The organism is Paenibacillus sp. NPDC058367 (assembly GCF_042723305.1).
Lineage (GTDB): Bacteria > Bacillota > Bacilli > Paenibacillales > Paenibacillaceae > Paenibacillus_AQ.
This window is the reverse complement of record NZ_JBHXIZ010000001.1, coordinates 1,958,424-1,975,353: the sequence shown is the minus strand read 5'-3', so window position 1 is coordinate 1,975,353 and position 16,930 is coordinate 1,958,424. Positions and strand designations below refer to the sequence as shown.

Genomic DNA, 16,930 nt, shown 5'->3' with positions numbered 1-16,930 from the left:
ATGTGGGCCGCAATGAATTTCAAAAGGAGCAGACAACTGCACGGATGTTTTGCTGCCCTAATGCTGGCCATACTCATGCTGGCAACAGTCGGTTGCGGGAATGAGAAGGCGATTACGACGATGGCAGATCCTTCGAAGCAAGGGGATGTTACGCTAGTCGTTGGCGCATACAGTGTGGCTAAGGATGCGATGGAAGATATTTTGCCGTTATTTGCAGCGCAGTGGAAAGCGGATACTGGACAGGAGATTAGTTTTCAGCAGTCCTATGAAGCTTCCGGAACACAGGCACGTGCAATCGTAGGTGGGTTCGAAGCAGATGTTACACTGCTAGCCATGGAAGGTGATGTCGAGAAGCTGGTTAAGGCTGGACTCGTAGCGCCAACGTGGAAAGAGCAGGGTGAACAAGGCATGGTGACACGTTCGGTAGTCGCACTTGGTACCCGTGAGGGAAACCCCAAAGGAATTCACGATTTTGCGGACTTAGCCAAGCCAGGGATTAAAGTGTTATACCCAAATCCCAAAACATCCGGTGGTGCGCAGTGGGATATTAACGCGATCTATGGGGCTGGTCTGAAGCTGTCAGAGGAGCAAGAGGGCGTTAAGGATCCAGCAGCAGCGAAAGCTTTTTTAGAAAGTGTACATGCCAATGTGGAGTCTTTGGATAAGAGCGGACGTGCATCTATGGCTGCCTTCGAGTATGGAGTGGGTGATGTCATTGTCACCTATGAGAATGAACTGCTGGCCCGGATTGCTCAGGGTGTTAAATATGAAGTCATTATTCCTAGAAATACAATGCTGATTGAGAACCCGGCGGCTGTCGTAGAGAAGTATGCGGATAAGCATGGGACACGCGCGGCAGCAGAAGCATTAGTTGATTTCTTGATGACCCCACAGGCACAAGAGATCTTTGCAAAATATGGCTTTCGTCCCGTAGATAAACAGGTCTATGCGGAGAACAAAAGCCGCTACCCCGATCCAGCGGGTCTCTTCGATATCAATTATTTAGGGGGCTGGGATGAGGTGCGAAGCACGCTTTATTCCAAGCGGGGAATTTGGTATCAGGTACTTGCCGGAATATAGGTAGAGGTGTAAAAATAGAGTCATCCTAGCAGGGCAACTGCTTAAGGGATGACTTTTTTGACGAAAGTATATATTTGGGGCCCCCGCAAAGTACCTGGGTACGCATCGAAGCAAAGCTTCACTTTGTGGGGATATTTTGGTGAGCATCTTTAAGATAGACATATGATAATTTAAGACTTCCTTGATGGGAACTGAAGGAGAGATAGATTATGGATACGTTGGTGTTTTTGGGTACTGGGGATGCCATGGGTGTTCCACGGATATATTGCAGCTGCGAGACCTGCACAGAAGCAAGGGAGCATGGGAGCAATACAAGGCTGCGTTCCTCTGTACTTATAGATAATGGCAGTGACTTTCTAGTGATTGATTGTGGGCCAGATTGGCGACGTCAGATGGAGGCGCAGGGAGTTCGGAATATGCGAAGACTGCTGGTGACGCATGCTCATTTTGATCATATTGGTGGGCTACCGGAATGGGCAGATGCTTGTCGATGGACGGGCATTAAGGGTGAACTTTATACTCCAGCAGAAGTCATTCCTATTATCGAACGGCAATACCCTTGGCTGCGAAATCACATCGAGATGATTCCCTGTGATGAAGGGATAGAACTGGACGGCTGGAAGATAGATACCTGGAAAGTAAACCATGGTAAGAATGGATATTCGTACGCCTTTCGGCTAGAGAAGGAAGATTATACATGGGTGTATTGTCCTGATTCCATATCTCTTGGGGCTGAGGAGACACGCCTGATGCATGGGGCGGACTTGCTGGTCCTTGGTACAAGCTTCTATTATGAAGCGGCGGAGCTATCCACTCGCTCTGTGTACGACATGACGGAGGCAGCGGAGCTACTGCAAATCGTGAAGCCTAAAAAGGCAGTGTATACCCATATGTCGCATGATGTAGATATGAGAGAAGCTTATATTTTACCGGAGAATGTTACTCTAGCCCAGACAGGTATGAGAATTCCAATATACAAAAACCCATTTTCTTCACTTTAGAAGAGAATGGGCAAGTAGAAATAAACGGATTAAACAGTTAATTGTTCTGGTTCATTTAAAGGGTGACGTCCGCTTACCGCAAGCATGACTAAGGAAACAATGATGAGTATAAAACAGAGCACAAATGAATACCGGTAACCTACAATACTGGCTAAGCCCCCGCCAACAAGACTCCCAATCAGTCTACCGATCGTGGATGAATTAGAGTAAAGAGTGGATGCATACCCAGGCATGTTTGGGAGCAGATCCTGGATGTAGCTAATGCCAATTGCTGATATCACAGCAACGAAAACGGCGAGTAGAACTTGGGCTGCAAGTATCTGCCACATCTCGCCTGAGAAAATGACAACGAGATAATATGCTCCTCCTAAAATGGCCCCGCACATCATCAATGCTCGGTTACTGTACTTCGCACTGAGTAGACCGAGCATAATCATAAATGGAATTTCCAGCGCAGCACATATACTGCTGACTAGACCGACATCACTTGTCGATCCCCCTAGATTGTTTGTAATAAAGAGTGCCGTATTGATGCTGCTCGTCCAGTGAGCTACATACATGAGTATCAGAATCAGAAAAGGAAGCAGAATATTGCGGTTCTGTCTGAGCCGGAAAGTTTTCACTTTTACTTCAGCTTTGTTGCTGCTCAGCTCTGTATCTGTATTTGATTTGAGAAAGAAGAAAACGAGTAAGGCAACAAGCAGGAATACTCCGATCGTACCCGTGAAAATCCCCTTAAACCCAACAGCAGCGATTAGCAGGGTGCCGATTAAAGGACCTGTAATAAAGCCGAGAGAGAAAGCTGAACGCAAGGTAGAATTAGCAAACGCAGTATCCGTAAAATTGCTCTTATTCACTGCTTCTCTAGCAATGGCGAACAATTGAGGCATCCCTGGTGCACCGAGGGCGGTGAACACAATCATGTAGATGAACAAGATCGTGAAATCCTGAATGAGCAAGTACCCGCTATAAGCCAGCGCATTACAGAGTGTGGCAACAAAGTAAATGTTTTTTCGATTTAAGCCGAGGTCAGAGCGTCTCCCGATTAGTGTACTGATCCATATTCCGGCAATTAACGTGGTGGCTAGAAAAACACCAAACAATCCGACAGATACGCCAAGCTGTTCCGTGAAATAAATGGATAAGAAGGGTGAACTGAGTGAAATCCCCATTCCCTGAAGTAGCATACATAAAAAGAGTAAGGCATAAGAGGGAATTGAAAATAGTGCAGTAAGTCTTTTGATCATGTTGTGATGTTACTCCTCTATTTTTGTTAAGATAGTCAAACTGGTTCTAGTATACATGAAAAAGACAGCAACAATATATATGCGATTTGGCTAAGGGGCATCACTCGGGCAAATCTCGGACAGTTGATGTTCCTTTTGTGATATCTATTGCATTCGGTATTCAGAATCATGTTTATCCTTTATAATCAGAAAGTATTGCCGTCTTATATTTACATATATAGAATAATTATCAACGACAGGAAGGGAGTAATAAGTAGCTAATAGGGGAGAGGGCTGATTTTTTTGAAGCAGAAAGGTGTTTTCTCAAGATTAAGTACATACATGTTAAGGCACAAGCTCTTATATACGGTTTTATTGTTTACGACTTTATTTGGGATTGTTCTGGATTTAACGATTGCTTGGCTGCTCTCAGTAATTACGGATGCGGCGGTTAGACTTGATGTGAAAGCTTTTAAAGGGCTGGTTATATTCGGATTAATCTACTTATTAGTGAGTGCAATCAACGGTTTTTTCGATCGCTATCTCAAAAATAAAATCTCAGCCAAGATCAGAAATGAACTGCGGCTAGATATGATGCGACATGCTTTAGCTCTTCCTCAGTCTTATTTTGACCGTAATCACTCCGGAGATTTGTTGTCCCGCTTCACTAATGATAATCAATCTGTGGGTAATGCTACCGGCGAGGTAATGATTGATTTAATCCGTAACCCTTTGCTTGCTCTTGCGGCTTTTGGTTATTTGCTCTATATTAACTGGCTACTGGCATTGATCTGTTTTGCAATGGGGCCTTTGATGTTCCTTACGGGAAAAATCTTCGGTTCAGCGATGCGTGAGAACAGTGTGAAGATTCAGACTAATATGAGCAAGATTACTTCCTTTTTACATGACATTCTAGGCAGTAGTATGGTGTTTAAATCCTTTAGCATTGAACGCAGACTAATGAAGCAGTATCAGGAACATAGTGAGAATATCACTTCCGAAGAATTAAAACGGGGAAGAATTGAGGGAGCTACTGGCTCATTCTCCTCTTTTTTGGGAAACTTTACGTTTCTTCTGGCGCTGGTCGTGGCTGGTTATTTTGTGGCAAAAGGATCACTTGAGGTCGGTGCGATGATTGCTTTCATCCAGCTCATGAATTATTTAGTGATGCCGTTCTCGGCATTGCCAGGACTGATCAATTCGATGCAGCAATCACTTGGGGCGGCGGGACGGATCTTTGAAGTGTTGGATAGCCCTGTAGAAGTGGAGGCTTTACCCGAAGCAGCTACGAAACAACCTGAATTTGAGCGTATGGTCATGTCCTCGGTATCCTTCTCTTATCCGGGAGCGGAGAGACGTAGTTTGAACAAAATCAGCTTAGAGCTTCACAAAGGGGCTCAAATGGCAATTGTGGGACCGAGCGGTGGAGGGAAATCTACACTTTTTAAGGTACTCCTTGGGTTGTATGAACCTGATGAGGGTGAAGTGTTTATAAATAATGAGAAGACAAGCGAGATGAGTTTAGCTAAACTTAGGAGTCACTTCTCTTATGTGCCGCAAGAGTCCGGGCTTTATACAGGAAGTATCCGTGATAACATCCGAAATGGAAATCCAGATGCAGATGAGCATGAAATTCTGGAAGCTTTGCGACAAGCGAACGCTTATGATTTTGTAATGGAGTTGCCGGAGGGTCTCGATACAGATATCGGTGAGGAAGGTTCACGCCTGTCGGGTGGACAACGCCAGCGACTATCGATTGCGAGAGCGATTCTTAGGAACTCTCCAATTTTGTTGCTGGATGAAGCTACTGCTGCGCTTGATAATGAATCGGAGAAGCTGGTGCAGCAAGCGATTCGTAAATTAATGGGAGACAAAACCACACTCGTTATCGCTCACCGTCTATCAACGATTCAGAACGCTGATGTCATTCTAGTGATGGAGAACAGTGAAATTGTGGAGAGTGGTACCCACGAGGAGCTACTTGCAGCAGAAGGAAGATATCATGGCTTGTACTATTCTCAGCTGGAAGAGGAAGAAGCCGTGGGGAGTGAGGAAGCGCTAATGGAGCTTGCATCTACAGGAGTACCGAGCTTGCTGAAATAACAAAAGGGTGCTGTAACGTCATATATCATGACGTTACAGCACCCTTTTCTTAAGAAAGTGAATTTATATAGATAGAACTTTAACTCTATATAAGTTGAACTTTAAAACATTCTAAAAAGGGAAAAGTGACGGAGGGGAAGTCCAAACATTCCCCGCAGTCACGCACTTACCTTAATAGAAAAATCTTAAGTTTAACGTATATAAAACTATTAAGTTCAGCCGATTTAGTTCACTTTATTGAGAATGAATTTATCAATCGCGTATTTTACGCCATCTTCATTGTTGCTTAGGGTTATGAAATCAGCAATTTCTTTCAGCGCGGGAATAGCGTTCGCCATAGCAACGCCAAGACCGGCAGCTTCAAGCATCTCATGGTCGTTCCAAGAGTCACCCATAGCCATAGTCTCGGAGAGATCACAACCAAAATGATTGGCTAGGAATTCAAGCGCAATTCCCTTGGTTCCTTCATGATGCATGATTTCTAGGAATTGTGGTTTGGATTTGGTAATATGCACGGAATCGCCGAGCAATTCACGTAGAATTGGAGCCAGCTCATCCAAGAATGCAGGATCATCGATAATCAGCATTTTTGGTGTTTTTTGTGGAACAAGCTTCTCCCAATCTGGTTCAATATAATATGGCGTTTTGTTCAGGTCTGTATAATCTTTGATCTTCTGGTTGTCTTCACGGGCATACAGCTTGTCGTCAATGTAAGTTTGCAAGTGCAGATTATGCTCCACGCAGTAAGTGAACAGCTTGTGTACCGCATCTTGTGGCACGTAACGCTCATATAGTACCTTTTCATCGAGCAAGTTCTTAACGAGTGCGCCTTGGTAAGTGATGATTGGCACGTTAAGTCCAGTTTGACGGGCAATGGCTTGCGCAGAAGCATAAGCTCGGCCTGTAGCAAGGGTTACAACAACGCCAGCGGCTACAGCCTCTTCAAGCGCAGTCTGTGTAGCGGGTGTTACTTCCTTGTCATCGTTAATTAGAGTGTCATCAATATCAATCGCGATCAATTTGTACATTTGTCTCTCTCCTTATCTCTTTCTAAATAAATGTAATTTGGAAAAATAATTCTTCTTATGTTGATTCTGACCCGGTTCCGGACTCAGCTCTGCCATAAGCATAGCTCCCAGAATACAACCACAACCGAGCAGAGCGGACATACCAAGCGTTTCTCCGCCAAAGGCTAAGCCTGTCAGAACAGCGAATACAGGTTCTGTGGCATAAATAATGGCTACCCGTGAAGGCGTAGTATATTTCTGGCAGGCGGTTTGAATCCAGAAAGCAAAAGCGCTGGTAGGACCAATAGAGATTAAAAGTGCCCAGAGAACGTCCGGGTCCTTTATAAGCTCTGCGCTGTGTGCCAGTGGTGCAGCTCCTTCAAAGATAAGCGAAGCGACAATGCTGAACAGTCCAACGAAGGTGAGCTGCAAGGTTGCCAGCGGCAACGCCGGATAATGAGGTGCATAAACGCCAGTATATGCGACTTGTAGCGCAAAAGCTATGGCGCAGAGCAAGATCAAAGCATCGCCTTTATTCAGGGACAAAGCAGAGCCGGTGAAGGTTAGCAGATAAAGACCTACTGCGGCAAGCGCCGCGCTGAACCAAGTGTAACGTGAAATGGCATGCTTTAGTAGCGCCAGAGAGAGAAACGGAACCAATACGACCGATAGACCGGTAATAAACCCGGTATTGGAGGTGGTTGTATATAGAAGTCCCATGGTCTGGAAGCCATAGCCCATAAACAAAAAAAGGCCTAGCAGCAGAGAATCACGTACCATGCGGAAACTCAGCTGTTTCCACTCCTTGCGGTAAAAAATAAAAGTGATTAGAGCCAGCAACAGGGCAGCACCTGTAAAGCGGATGCTGTTAAACGCGAGTGGAGGGAGCACTTTGACAGCATTTTGAACAATCAGAAAGGTGCATCCCCACATCATCGCTACAAGTAGCAGGCTGAAATCGGCCATACGGGAACGCTTCACTTCTTAGGTCATCCTCTCTTCGGCAAATGCCGTCCTTGTAAGAACGACAAGGTCAAGTTGTCCAAATTGTATCGTATATTCATGGGGAGGACAAGATAGGAATCGCTCAAAGGCTTATATTTAAAGGGATTTAAGGGATTAGGCTAGACAAAAAAACAGGGTCTTGATATACTTCGATAACCGCACATTTGTTCTTGTTTTTCGCATCTTAGAAAGGAGCGGTTTCACCATGATGGGCAGATCCCATTTAATAATCAGCACTGGGGTTACCCTATCTGTAATGAGTTTGATGTCACACGAGATTACGATTCCAGTTATTGCAGTCGCAGCGTTAAGCTCTTTGCTGCCTGATATCGATGAACCGAATTCGCTGCTTGTGCGCAAAGCGATTCCAGAATTTCTATTAAGAGCGCTGCAAATTGCTTTGATAGGCGCGGCGATCTATCTCTATTTTGCCGGAATCGTGGAACGTCCTTGGAATATTGTGCTTGCACTGCTAGTCGGAAGTGTATCTTTCCTGCCTAGTCGAAAGCTGCGCCATTTGGTCATGATCTTGATTGCCATAGCACTCTTTGCCTTCGGGGAAGCCTATGATCCATGGAACTACATTGCAGCGTGCGTGCTTGTAGTCTCATCGGTTGTTCCTCATCGTGGACTGACACATACCTTGTATGGCGTTGCGGGCTGGAGCGCCTTATTGTATTTTGCCTCAGCGGGTATAAATGACGGTGGCAGTCTATGGATAGCTGGGGGCATGTCGTATGCGCTTCACCTACTAGCTGACTCTCTTACCCAACGGGGAATTACACCCCTGCCGCCAATACCCTTTAAGCTGCGTCTAAAGCTAATGAGTACAGGCACGAAAAAAGGTGGAGCCGTAGAGAACATCTGCATCATGCTGACTCTAGCGTTCGTTGTCTATGTATTTATACTTTCTACTTGAACTAAAATGAATATGAAAAAGGGGCTTGTCTATTCTTTACGCAAATTTGCGCATAGGATAAGCAGGCCCCTTTATTTTTGTGTAACTATTCTTCTAGGAAAACCAGTCCGATAAAGTCCTCCGGCTCAATACGTCCAAAATAATGCTTCAAATCCAGATCAGCTAATGCTTCTCTAACCTCTGCCTCATTATAACGTTTGCCACGAAGTGCATTTTCAACATCTACTACGTCACCAACCCCAAAGAAGTCACCATAGATTTTGATGTCCTTAATGAGGGAATCCTCAATATCCATACGAATATCAATAATTCCAGCAGGAAATTTACGTGTGTGTTTGACATTGCTTTTTGGTGACAGACCGTAGTTCCAGTCCCAGTTCTGGTAGTGCTCTTTGGAAATTTCGTGGATTTTGTCCCAGTCTGCTTCCTGAAGCTTATACTGAGGGACCTCGGATGGCTCCATGCCAAAGATCGAACGTAGGAGACCGGAGCGGAACTCTTCAATGGTCATGTCTGTACCTAGCAGCTCTTTGATGTTGGCTACGCGACTACGTACGGATTTGGTGCTCTTCGATTTGAACTTCTCTGGATTTACTTTTAGAGAGGCTTGTACATTGTCCAAATTGAGGTCAAACATCAGTGTGCCATGGCTGAACATGCGTCCACGTGTGGAGAATTGAGCGTTGCCGGAAATTTTTTGTTCGCCGACTTGAAGATCATTCCGTCCACTAAGCTCAGCGTTTACACCCATGCTTTGTAAGTAGTCGATCACCGGCTGGGTGAATTTCAGGAAGTTATGGAAGGATTGGCCGTCGTCCTTAGTAATGAAGCTGAAGTTAAGATTTCCGAGATCGTGATAGACAGCTCCACCGCCGGACAAACGCCGCACAACCTTAATATCATTCTCTTTAACATATTCCTGATTGATTTCTTCAATCGTATTTTGATGTTTACCGATGATGATAGATGGGCTGTTAATATAAAAAAGCAGGTAACTCTCGTCCATCGGCAAGTGTTTCAGCGCATATTCCTCAATCGCCAAATTGATGGAAGCGTCAGTAATCCCTGTGTTATCAATAAAAATCATAGTGAATTCCTCCGTTGCAGCAAAATTGATTACAGTTCTCATTTTAAACCAAAAGCAGTTTTTTAACAAAAGAGATCGCTTCGTGTTTCGGTGGAAATAAAGTATTAGACTGGAATCGTTGAATTAATGCGATTTTTAAGTTGAAGAATTTCCAGCGCCCAGTCTTATTGTTAAGTACTTCATTTTATCGAAAATCAACAAATCTTTTGCATTTCTTCAGCCCATGGGTTACTATTTTTATATTGACAAATTTGCAGGTCTAAATAAGGAGGTTACACGTTATGTGCCCCCGTACCAAAGAACAAAATGAGCTCATACGCATACAGCGCAAAGAACAGATCCTGGACGTCGCCGCGCGCTCCTACTTTCGCACGGGCGGCAGCTTTGATATTCGCGACGTCGCCCGCGAGGCAGGTCTTGGTTACGGCACAGTATACCATTATTATCCCAACCGGCATTTATTAATAGAAGATGTGTTAGAAAGCGGCTTTGAGCGATGTGAGCAAGTTATCGCAAAATGGGCAGACATCAGCGGCAGCCCACCGGATGACAGGCAGTTGTTGATGTATTGTAAAGCACTGCTCCAGCTGTGGCAGTCGGACGCCCGCGCATATCTCGTCTACAAAATGGCGGCGGAACATTATGTAGGCTTGTCTGAAAGGGATCGACACCACGCCAAGAGACGGTTTATGGAACGCCTGTACGTTCCACTCCAATCGATCGCCCAGTGCGAAGACGACAGCGTCGACCATATGCTTGCTGTGCTGGTTGGTTGCTGTGGGCTGCACTACTATGCGGGCAATTCCGATCTGAACGTCGATCGAATCGCCCGACTCGCTATCCAAGCTATTACGAAGGGGTCCTGATACGAACATGGTCATTTTAAAAAGCAAGCATGAAATTGAGGCTATCCGCAAGGCATGCCAAGTGGTGGCTGAATGTCATCGTACAATCGCCCCGCTTATCAAACCGGGTATTACCACCAACGAGATTGAGCGCATATTCGAGGACATTATGTTGAAGCACGGCGCAAAGCCATACCAGAAAGGCTATAGGGGCTATCAATATGCGACCTGTGCCTCCGCCAACGATGTAATCGCGCATGGCTTCCCTAGCAATAAGCCACTTGAGGAAGGGGATATCGTGACGATTGACACGGTCGCTGAGCTCGATGGCTGGCTCGGCGATTCGGCCTGGAGTTATGCGGTAGGGCAGATCTCGCCGATGGCCGAGAAGTTGATGCGTGTCACGAAGGAATGTCTTGATCTGGGCATCGAGCAGGCTCAGCCCGGCAATCGACTCGGCGATGTGACGAGCGCGATTCAGCGGCATGCGGAATCACACGGTTTCGGCGTCGTGCGCGACCTTCTCGCTCATGGCATCGGCCGCGACCTGCACGAGGAGCCGACTTATATGCATGTCGGCAAGCCTGGAAAAGGCCCACGTATCAAGGAAGGTATGGTGTTCACGATTGAGCCCATGATCACCGAAGGTACCTACTTGATGACAATCGATCCGGACGGCTGGACCGCACGGACGATGGACAACAAGCTCGCCGCCCAATACGAGCATACGATTGCCATTACGGCTGAAGGTCCACAAATTTTGACCGCGCAATAGAAAAAAATTAGAAGTCGACCAACGAAATGGTCGACTTCTTTTTTTCGGGTTCTGGGACAGCGTGTCCATAGATCTGATGAGGCTGCCAGTCTAGAACTTTATTATCTTTTGACATCTCGTAGATTTTAATGTCGATTTGAGGCAAGCGGTTATTCAGGTGATTCTTTTAGTGAGCATTGACGTATTCCCGGCAAAGACGCAATAATGGTGGCAATGAGATACATATCGAACAAACGAAAGTGGATAGAGGGAGTGTAAATATGCTTGAAAAATACGGCCATGGCGGTGATTTGCTAACAGCTGCGGAACTTTATGAGGAGGCTGGTGGCACATTTCTTGATTTCAGCGCAAACATCAATCCTATCGGGCCTCCGCCAGCCGTCTTAGAGCTACTTAGAACAGCATTGTCTACGGTGGTTGCCTACCCTGACCCTGGACATCGGCGCTTCAAAAGTCTGCTAGCAAAGGACCTTGGTATACATAGTAGTTGGTTGACAGTAGGCAACGGAGCCGCAGAATCTATGGCATTGTTGCTGCTTGCGATTGCTCCGCAAAAGGTAGGTATCTTAGAACCTTGTTTTTCTGAGTACCGGCAGCTATCTGTGCAATTCGGCGCAGAAGTATTATCTGTTCAGGGGACAAGGGAACAGCACTTCCAAGCTGGAGTGAACGAGATTGCCGGGCTGCTGGAGAAGGTTGATCTGCTGTTCCTTGGACAGCCGAACAACCCTAATGGCGTTCAGTATACTGTGGATGAGCTGCGCTGGTTAGCGCAGAAGGCTGAAAGCTACGGGACGTATTTGGCTGTGGATGAAGCCTTTATTGATTTTATTCCAGAAGCAGAACGGAATACGCTTTTGCCGGATCTGGATCAGTTTCCGCATACGATTTTGGTGCGGTCGATGACGAAATTTTATGCGATTCCCGGACTGCGTCTCGGGTTTGCCATTTCGCATCCGGAGCTGGCAAAGGCGATGACCGGAAAGCAGGTTACCTGGAGCGTGAATGGTTTGGCGCTGCTGGCGGGCGAAGCCTGCCTTGAGTGTGGGCACGAGTATGGACATCGCACACGCGAACTGATCGCCACGGAACGGGAACTGCTGCGGCAAGGCCTTATGCAGCTAGGCTGCGATGTGCCGCCAGGAGAAGCCAACTTTCTGCTCTGTGGCCTGCCTTCGCCGTGGATTGCGGCTGAGATGCAGATCCGTCTTGGGCGTGTCGGTATACTGGTGCGCAGCTGCGCTATGTACCCCGGTCTAGGAGACGAGCATATCCGAGTAGCCGTTAAGGGACATGAGGATAATGTCCGGCTGCTAAAACAGATGAAGGAAATTCTGGCGGATAAGTGAACTGTGTAGCTTAGAGGGCAGCGGGTTTGCTGTTAAAGTGTCTGGTGTAGAGCAAAATTTGCGATTTGATACCGGATGGCGGGCTTCAGCTCGCATGCTTAGGGGTGTGACAAAGTTTGGTGAGATAGCTTCTGATGGACATCCTCCAAAGTGCATTCGTTGTATTTCGTACAACAGAACTCGCTTTGCTGGCATAGGAATTCGATTCTATAGCACTTTGTACAATAGAAGTTTAGAAATTGATGCGAAATAGGCTTTTACGTGACATTCTATTGCACGAAATACAGCAGAATGGTTTTTGCCAGTGAATAAAGCTGAATTTGTTGTATAAAGTGCAATAGATGGGTGAGGGATGGATTTCTAGGTGGATATTGGAGTATGTGTTGTAGTAGAAATCGAGTATCTGTGGAGCGGATATTGAGTATGTGTTCAGAGCTGAAATTAGGGGCATGTGTTGGAGTAGATTTTAGAGCAGATAGTCATTTGCTGAAATAGAGAATTAGGTAGTTTCTAAGTGAGGCGGTTGGGGAAGTACAGGCGCGACCGTGAAGCGGGTTGGATGAATGGATAAAAGTAATGTGCTGTGGAAGGAGCAAGATCGATATATGGTGCAAGTAAAGATTCCATTTAACCTCGCAGGAGGTGTAAAAGAGTACCATTCGGCCATCTGGCCAGGGCTTGCTTTACAGTGGAAGGGAAACCATCTGCTACTAGAGCTACCTGCTGAAGCAGATGGTTTATCGAGTGCGTTCTATGGTGGAGGAATGAATCGGCTAGAGAGGGCCGTCAATTTATATGTTGACCGCAATTATGAATGTAGTGATCCTGTTCAGGATATGGAGAATAAGCTCCGCGAGTGGGGTTATTCAATGTCTGGCTGTGCCGGTCTGATGACGGCAGTACCGCTAGAGCATGCAGCGGTAGCTGAGGAAGACACCGGCTCAGCGGGTATTTTTGTTTGCGTTACTGCCGCCGCAGGAAATGCTGCGCGCGCGGGTGTGGAACGCAATGTGCTGGCTGTTTATCGCCCGGGTACGATTAACATAATGCTAGGTATTGATGGCCGCCTGACACCGGCGGCCATGGTCAATGCTGTGCAGACAGCTGTCGAAGCCAAAGCTGCTGCTCTGGCCGATCTCGGGATTACCGATCCCGAGAATGGCCTGATCGCTACCGGAACAACTACGGATGCGATAGTGCTCGCTGTGAGCCAAAGTGGGCGATACAAGGCAGAGCATGTTTACGCCGGAACCGCTACCGACCTTGGTGGCGCAATCGGACGCCTTGTATACAGCGCAGTGACGGGCAGCTTGCTGTCGGTGCAGGCAAGGAAGGACAGCTAATGAGAATGGATTGCTGGAGAAACAGAAGATTGTTCAGAGGTGATCGCCTGTGACAATCGCTTTAGTTCTGCTTGCGGCTTATGTGATTGACCGGATCGTAGGGGATCCGCGTAGCCTGCCCCATCCCGTAATCGGTATGGGCAAAGCAATCACGGCTCTGGAGCGGGCGATCCGCCTTATATGGTCCAGACCGCAAAGCCTGCGGAGAGCGGGAGTATTGCTTCCGCTGTGTGTGGTGGGCGGTGCTTGGGCACTGACAGCCATCCTATTATGGCTGCTGTCGTTTATCTCACCTTGGCTCGTCTGGTTAGCCGAGGCTTGGTTAATTTCGACGACGATTGCCTCTAAGGGACTGAAGGATGCAGGGATGGCGGTGTACGTGGAACTCCGTAAAGGCGATATTCCTGCTGCTCGCAAGGCACTGGGAATGATCGTGGGGCGTGATACGACTTCGCTAGATTCCCCGGAAATTGTGCGTGGCACGGTAGAGACTGTAGCAGAGAATATCGTCGATGCGATTATTTCTCCATTGTTCTATGCGCTAATCGGTGGCGCGCCGCTTGCTATGGCTTATCGAGCAGTAAACACACTCGATTCCATGGTGGGATATAAGAATGATAAATACCGAGATCTCGGCTGGGCATCCGCTCGGCTTGATGATGTTGCCAACTTCATTCCGGCACGGATTACGGCATTGCTCTTGGCACTGTGTGCATGGCTGCTTCGTCTGGATTGGCGCAATTGTCTGCAAATGGTGAAGAGGGATGCGCGTCTCCATCCAAGCCCAAATAGCGGCTATCCAGAATCCGCTGTTGCGGGCGCACTTGGTATCCGTCTCGGAGGAGAGAACGTCTATCATGGTGTCGCTTCTTTCCGAGCCTATATGGGTGATCCGGTACGAGCGATGGAGCCGGACGATATTATTCAGACCTCGCGGATGATGATGCTCTGCTCTTCAATTTTTGTAGGCTTATGCGCGGTTGTGGCATGGATATGGATCGGGGGCTAATGCTAGACATGGCGTTTCCTTCAATAGAGCTAGAATTAGTACTTGTTCGCCACGGGCAAACTCAGTGGAATGCTGAGCATCGTTACTTAGGACATTCGGATCTCCCGTTGCTATCTAGTGCAGTAGAGCAGCTATCTCAGCTTAAGCAGCAGTCTGAAGTATCGAATGATTTTTGGTGTGTATTTTGCAGCGATTTGCTTAGATGTCGGGAGACTCTAGCTTACATTTCTCCTTCTTTAGAGAAGGTGGCTGTCTACGATCCGCGTCTGCGCGAAATAAATTTTGGAGCTTTCGAAGGCTGTACTTATGAGGAATTGAAGGATAACTCACTGTATAGAAGGTGGATTGATAATCCTTCCACAATTACACCGCCGGATGGTGAAACATGGGCGCAGTTTGACGAACGGTTGCGTAGCTTCCTGTCAGATCTGGGGCGAGGGGCTGAGGATACATTTGTGCAGGCTGCAATTAGTGAAAAAAAGGCTGAGGTAATAACAAACAGGGTATTGGTAGTCACACATGGTGGTGTTATTCGGAATTTCCTTGCACAATTAATTCCTGGTGTCTCATTCTACAGCGCAGTTGCACCTTCTCCGGGAACAGCAATGGTACTCAGGCTATTTTGGCGGAACGGGCAATGGTCGGCAGATATTTCTGGAGATTGATGAGAAAATCAAATGAAAAAAAGGGTTCCACATATTAGTCATACCTAATATGTGGAACCCTTTATGTTTAAACTATCGTTCGCCCTCAGCAGAATAAAGTGGATAATTAGATGTTAGGTAACCATTCCTTATAGGTATCTGCACGTGATTGCAATTCATTATACAACATGCTGGCATGGTAACCGTCGCACACGGCATGGTGGAATTGCCCCGATATTGGTAATAGTATTTTTTTGTCTTGATGAAAATATTTTCCTATAGTAAAGATGGGAAGCAGGAAGGTTCCCTCGTTATACACGTTCAGGTTAAAGCTCGTGAAGCTGACCCACGGAATACTAGAAATAGGGAAGGTGTTCGGGGGTTCGTTTGCTTTAGCGATAAATTGTTTCACGCTTCCGTACATTTTCATATCATCCAGATAACGGTTATAGAAATCATTAAACTTTTCACCGTACGAAGTCCAGATGCTTGAGAAGGTCTTATCATCATCATGGAAAATTGTAAAACTAGGTGACAAGCTATCCCAATAACCTAATCTACCTTCAGAATCAAAGCATGTGCGGAATTCACTATGACGGTTCACCACCGTAGTTATCATGTGGATTAGTGCTGGGTACAGCTTAATTCCCTTATGCTTAAGCTCTGATAGTAGAAGGGTGATATCAATATTTGCGGTCATGCTATAGGTGCATCTGACATTGTTTAAATAATGTTCAAAATAGGGTTTTCTACTCCAGTTATCAATGACAATCGGGTTAAAAATCATTTATTATGACCTCCTAAAATTATTTCATTTTTCATTTTAGGAGGTCTGCTGGACTGATTTCACCATATCCTTATCACAATCCTTTGAGAAAGTATTTTGTAACGATGAGTATACCATCATCATCGCCGTAATTAAACTAGATCAAGTGGAAGGAAGATGCATTTATAATGCTGAGTGAAAAGTTGGTTATTGAAAAATTGCTTCAGCAAAAGCGTACGAGTGTTGCTTCCATCGTAGTGATGATGTGCGGTGTAGCGGGGTCGGGTAAAACAACCTTTGCTAAAAAGCTGGAGAAAGAGGGATTCGCCAGACTTTCGATAGATGAAGATATTTGGGCCACGCACGGACGTTTCGGGGTGGATTATCCAGAGCAGAATTATGAGTCCTATAAAGAAGAGTCGGAGATAAAGCTGCGGGGGGAGCTGGTGAATCTGCTTCAGGCAAAACATCATGTTGTCATCGATTTCAGCTTCTGGCAACGTCAGAGACGGAACGATTACAAGCAACTTATTGAGAGTTATGGTGGCGTGTGGGAACTGATTCACTTAAAAATTCAGCCAAATGAATTGCGTCAGAGACTGCTTATCCGGAGTGAACGTTTTGACGCTAATGCCGCATTTCCGATTACTGAGGACATACTAACCCGGTTTTTAAATGGTTTTGAGATCCCTGCTGGAGAAGGGGAGCTTGTGATCGAAGCATAGATCTATAACTTGATATTTTGGGCATTTGTCCCCTCATAGAACCACA

General features: G+C 46.3%; 16 protein-coding genes. 11 read left to right on the top strand and 5 right to left on the bottom strand.

What is annotated here, in order from left to right; translation table 11 throughout:
• Positions 1 to 12 precede the first annotated feature (12 nt).
• Together ACFWMP_RS08560 and ACFWMP_RS08555 are read left to right on the top strand one after the other, a co-directional pair.
• Entirely contained in the window at positions 13 to 1,080 is a 1,068-nt protein-coding gene (locus tag ACFWMP_RS08560; protein ID WP_379423058.1) for a sulfate ABC transporter substrate-binding protein, read from the top strand.
• A 209-nt stretch (positions 1,081 to 1,289) separates the two neighbouring features.
• Positions 1,290 to 2,081: an MBL fold metallo-hydrolase gene (locus ACFWMP_RS08555; protein WP_379423055.1), complete on the top strand. Its 792-nt coding sequence runs from the start codon at positions 1,290 to 1,292 to the stop codon at positions 2,079 to 2,081.
• Between the two features lie 29 nt (positions 2,082 to 2,110).
• Here ACFWMP_RS08555 and ACFWMP_RS08550 read toward each other — a convergent pair whose 3' ends face one another.
• Positions 2,111 to 3,268 carry a sugar efflux transporter gene (locus tag ACFWMP_RS08550; RefSeq protein WP_379423052.1) on the bottom strand — a complete coding sequence of 386 codons (1,158 nt, stop codon included), beginning with the start codon at positions 3,266 to 3,268 and terminating at the stop codon, positions 2,111 to 2,113.
• A 414-nt stretch (positions 3,269 to 3,682) separates the two neighbouring features.
• On the opposite strand from ACFWMP_RS08550, the gene ACFWMP_RS08545 reads away from it, so the two are divergent.
• Positions 3,683 to 5,410 carry an ABC transporter ATP-binding protein gene (locus ACFWMP_RS08545; protein WP_379423050.1) on the top strand — a complete coding sequence of 576 codons (1,728 nt, stop codon included), beginning with the start codon at positions 3,683 to 3,685 and terminating at the stop codon, positions 5,408 to 5,410.
• Between the two features lie 224 nt (positions 5,411 to 5,634).
• On the opposite strand, the gene ACFWMP_RS08540 is transcribed toward ACFWMP_RS08545, so the two are convergent.
• Together ACFWMP_RS08540 and ACFWMP_RS08535 are read right to left on the bottom strand one after the other, a co-directional pair.
• Complete coding sequence (locus ACFWMP_RS08540) at positions 5,635 to 6,438, bottom strand: Cof-type HAD-IIB family hydrolase (protein ID WP_060624902.1); 804 nt, start codon at positions 6,436 to 6,438, stop codon at positions 5,635 to 5,637.
• Between the two features lie 12 nt (positions 6,439 to 6,450).
• The gene (locus tag ACFWMP_RS08535; RefSeq protein WP_379423048.1) at positions 6,451 to 7,398 is read right to left on the bottom strand and encodes a DMT family transporter; all 948 of its coding nucleotides are present in this window, start codon (positions 7,396 to 7,398) and stop codon (positions 6,451 to 6,453) included.
• 229 nt (positions 7,399 to 7,627) lie between these two features.
• Between ACFWMP_RS08535 and ACFWMP_RS08530 the strand changes: the two genes are divergently transcribed.
• Positions 7,628 to 8,341, top strand: a complete 714-nt coding sequence (locus ACFWMP_RS08530; protein ID WP_341061352.1) for a metal-dependent hydrolase — start codon at positions 7,628 to 7,630, stop codon at positions 8,339 to 8,341.
• 85 nt (positions 8,342 to 8,426) lie between these two features.
• Here the strand turns inward: ACFWMP_RS08530 and lplA are convergent, their stop codons facing one another.
• Positions 8,427 to 9,428 carry a lipoate--protein ligase gene (lplA, locus tag ACFWMP_RS08525; protein WP_042185606.1) on the bottom strand — a complete coding sequence of 334 codons (1,002 nt, stop codon included), beginning with the start codon at positions 9,426 to 9,428 and terminating at the stop codon, positions 8,427 to 8,429.
• Positions 9,429 to 9,709: 281 nt separating this feature from the next.
• Here lplA and ACFWMP_RS08520 point away from each other — a divergent pair, with 281 nt between their 5' ends.
• The 6 genes from ACFWMP_RS08520 (at position 9,710) to ACFWMP_RS08495 (ending at position 15,414) form a co-directional block, all read left to right on the top strand.
• The gene (locus ACFWMP_RS08520) at positions 9,710 to 10,294 is read left to right on the top strand and encodes a TetR/AcrR family transcriptional regulator (RefSeq protein ID WP_076298271.1); all 585 of its coding nucleotides are present in this window, start codon (positions 9,710 to 9,712) and stop codon (positions 10,292 to 10,294) included.
• Positions 10,295 to 10,301: 7 nt separating this feature from the next.
• Positions 10,302 to 11,048: a type I methionyl aminopeptidase gene (gene map / locus ACFWMP_RS08515; protein WP_076284095.1), complete on the top strand. Its 747-nt coding sequence runs from the start codon at positions 10,302 to 10,304 to the stop codon at positions 11,046 to 11,048.
• Between the two features lie 260 nt (positions 11,049 to 11,308).
• A complete protein-coding gene (locus ACFWMP_RS08510; RefSeq protein ID WP_379423044.1) occupies positions 11,309 to 12,397 on the top strand; it encodes a pyridoxal phosphate-dependent aminotransferase in 1,089 nt (362 codons plus the stop codon).
• Between the two features lie 563 nt (positions 12,398 to 12,960).
• Complete coding sequence (locus ACFWMP_RS08505; protein WP_256721602.1) at positions 12,961 to 13,740, top strand: adenosylcobinamide amidohydrolase; 780 nt, start codon at positions 12,961 to 12,963, stop codon at positions 13,738 to 13,740.
• Positions 13,741 to 13,789: 49 nt separating this feature from the next.
• Positions 13,790 to 14,749 (top strand): adenosylcobinamide-phosphate synthase CbiB, encoded by a 960-nt coding sequence (gene cbiB, locus ACFWMP_RS08500; protein ID WP_379423041.1) that lies wholly within the window; start codon positions 13,790 to 13,792, stop codon positions 14,747 to 14,749.
• Complete coding sequence (locus tag ACFWMP_RS08495) at positions 14,728 to 15,414, top strand: histidine phosphatase family protein (RefSeq protein WP_379423039.1); 687 nt, start codon at positions 14,728 to 14,730, stop codon at positions 15,412 to 15,414. The genes cbiB and ACFWMP_RS08495 overlap by 22 nt, the downstream gene beginning before the upstream one ends.
• Positions 15,415 to 15,520: 106 nt before the next feature.
• On the opposite strand, the gene catA is transcribed toward ACFWMP_RS08495, so the two are convergent.
• A complete protein-coding gene (gene catA, locus ACFWMP_RS08490) occupies positions 15,521 to 16,180 on the bottom strand; it encodes a type A chloramphenicol O-acetyltransferase (protein ID WP_042185618.1) in 660 nt (219 codons plus the stop codon).
• A 167-nt stretch (positions 16,181 to 16,347) separates the two neighbouring features.
• Here catA and ACFWMP_RS08485 point away from each other — a divergent pair, with 167 nt between their 5' ends.
• The gene (locus ACFWMP_RS08485; RefSeq protein ID WP_379423037.1) at positions 16,348 to 16,884 is read left to right on the top strand and encodes a P-loop nucleotide/nucleoside kinase family protein; all 537 of its coding nucleotides are present in this window, start codon (positions 16,348 to 16,350) and stop codon (positions 16,882 to 16,884) included.
• The last annotated feature ends 46 nt before the right edge of the window (positions 16,885 to 16,930 follow it).

Bases quoted from the DNA above. Each gene is read 5' to 3' on its own strand.
- ACFWMP_RS08560 (WP_379423058.1), top strand. From the start codon at position 13: ATGAATTTCAAAAGGAGCAGACAACTGCACGGATGTTTTGCTGCCCTA.
- ACFWMP_RS08555 (WP_379423055.1), top strand. From the start codon at position 1,290: ATGGATACGTTGGTGTTTTTGGGTACTGGGGATGCCATGGGTGTTCCA.
- ACFWMP_RS08550 (WP_379423052.1), bottom strand. From the start codon at position 3,268: ATGCTACTTCAGGGAATGGGGATTTCACTCAGTTCACCCTTCTTATCC.
- ACFWMP_RS08540 (WP_060624902.1), bottom strand. From the start codon at position 6,438: ATGTACAAATTGATCGCGATTGATATTGATGACACTCTAATTAACGAT.
- ACFWMP_RS08530 (WP_341061352.1), top strand. From the start codon at position 7,628: ATGATGGGCAGATCCCATTTAATAATCAGCACTGGGGTTACCCTATCT.
- lplA (WP_042185606.1), bottom strand. From the start codon at position 9,428: ATGATTTTTATTGATAACACAGGGATTACTGACGCTTCCATCAATTTG.
- ACFWMP_RS08520 (WP_076298271.1), top strand. From the start codon at position 9,710: ATGTGCCCCCGTACCAAAGAACAAAATGAGCTCATACGCATACAGCGC.
- map (WP_076284095.1), top strand. From the start codon at position 10,302: ATGGTCATTTTAAAAAGCAAGCATGAAATTGAGGCTATCCGCAAGGCA.
- ACFWMP_RS08510 (WP_379423044.1), top strand. From the start codon at position 11,309: ATGCTTGAAAAATACGGCCATGGCGGTGATTTGCTAACAGCTGCGGAA.
- ACFWMP_RS08505 (WP_256721602.1), top strand. From the start codon at position 12,961: ATGGATAAAAGTAATGTGCTGTGGAAGGAGCAAGATCGATATATGGTG.
- ACFWMP_RS08495 (WP_379423039.1), top strand. From the start codon at position 14,728: ATGGATATGGATCGGGGGCTAATGCTAGACATGGCGTTTCCTTCAATA.
- catA (WP_042185618.1), bottom strand. From the start codon at position 16,180: ATGATTTTTAACCCGATTGTCATTGATAACTGGAGTAGAAAACCCTAT.
- ACFWMP_RS08485 (WP_379423037.1), top strand. From the start codon at position 16,348: ATGCTGAGTGAAAAGTTGGTTATTGAAAAATTGCTTCAGCAAAAGCGT.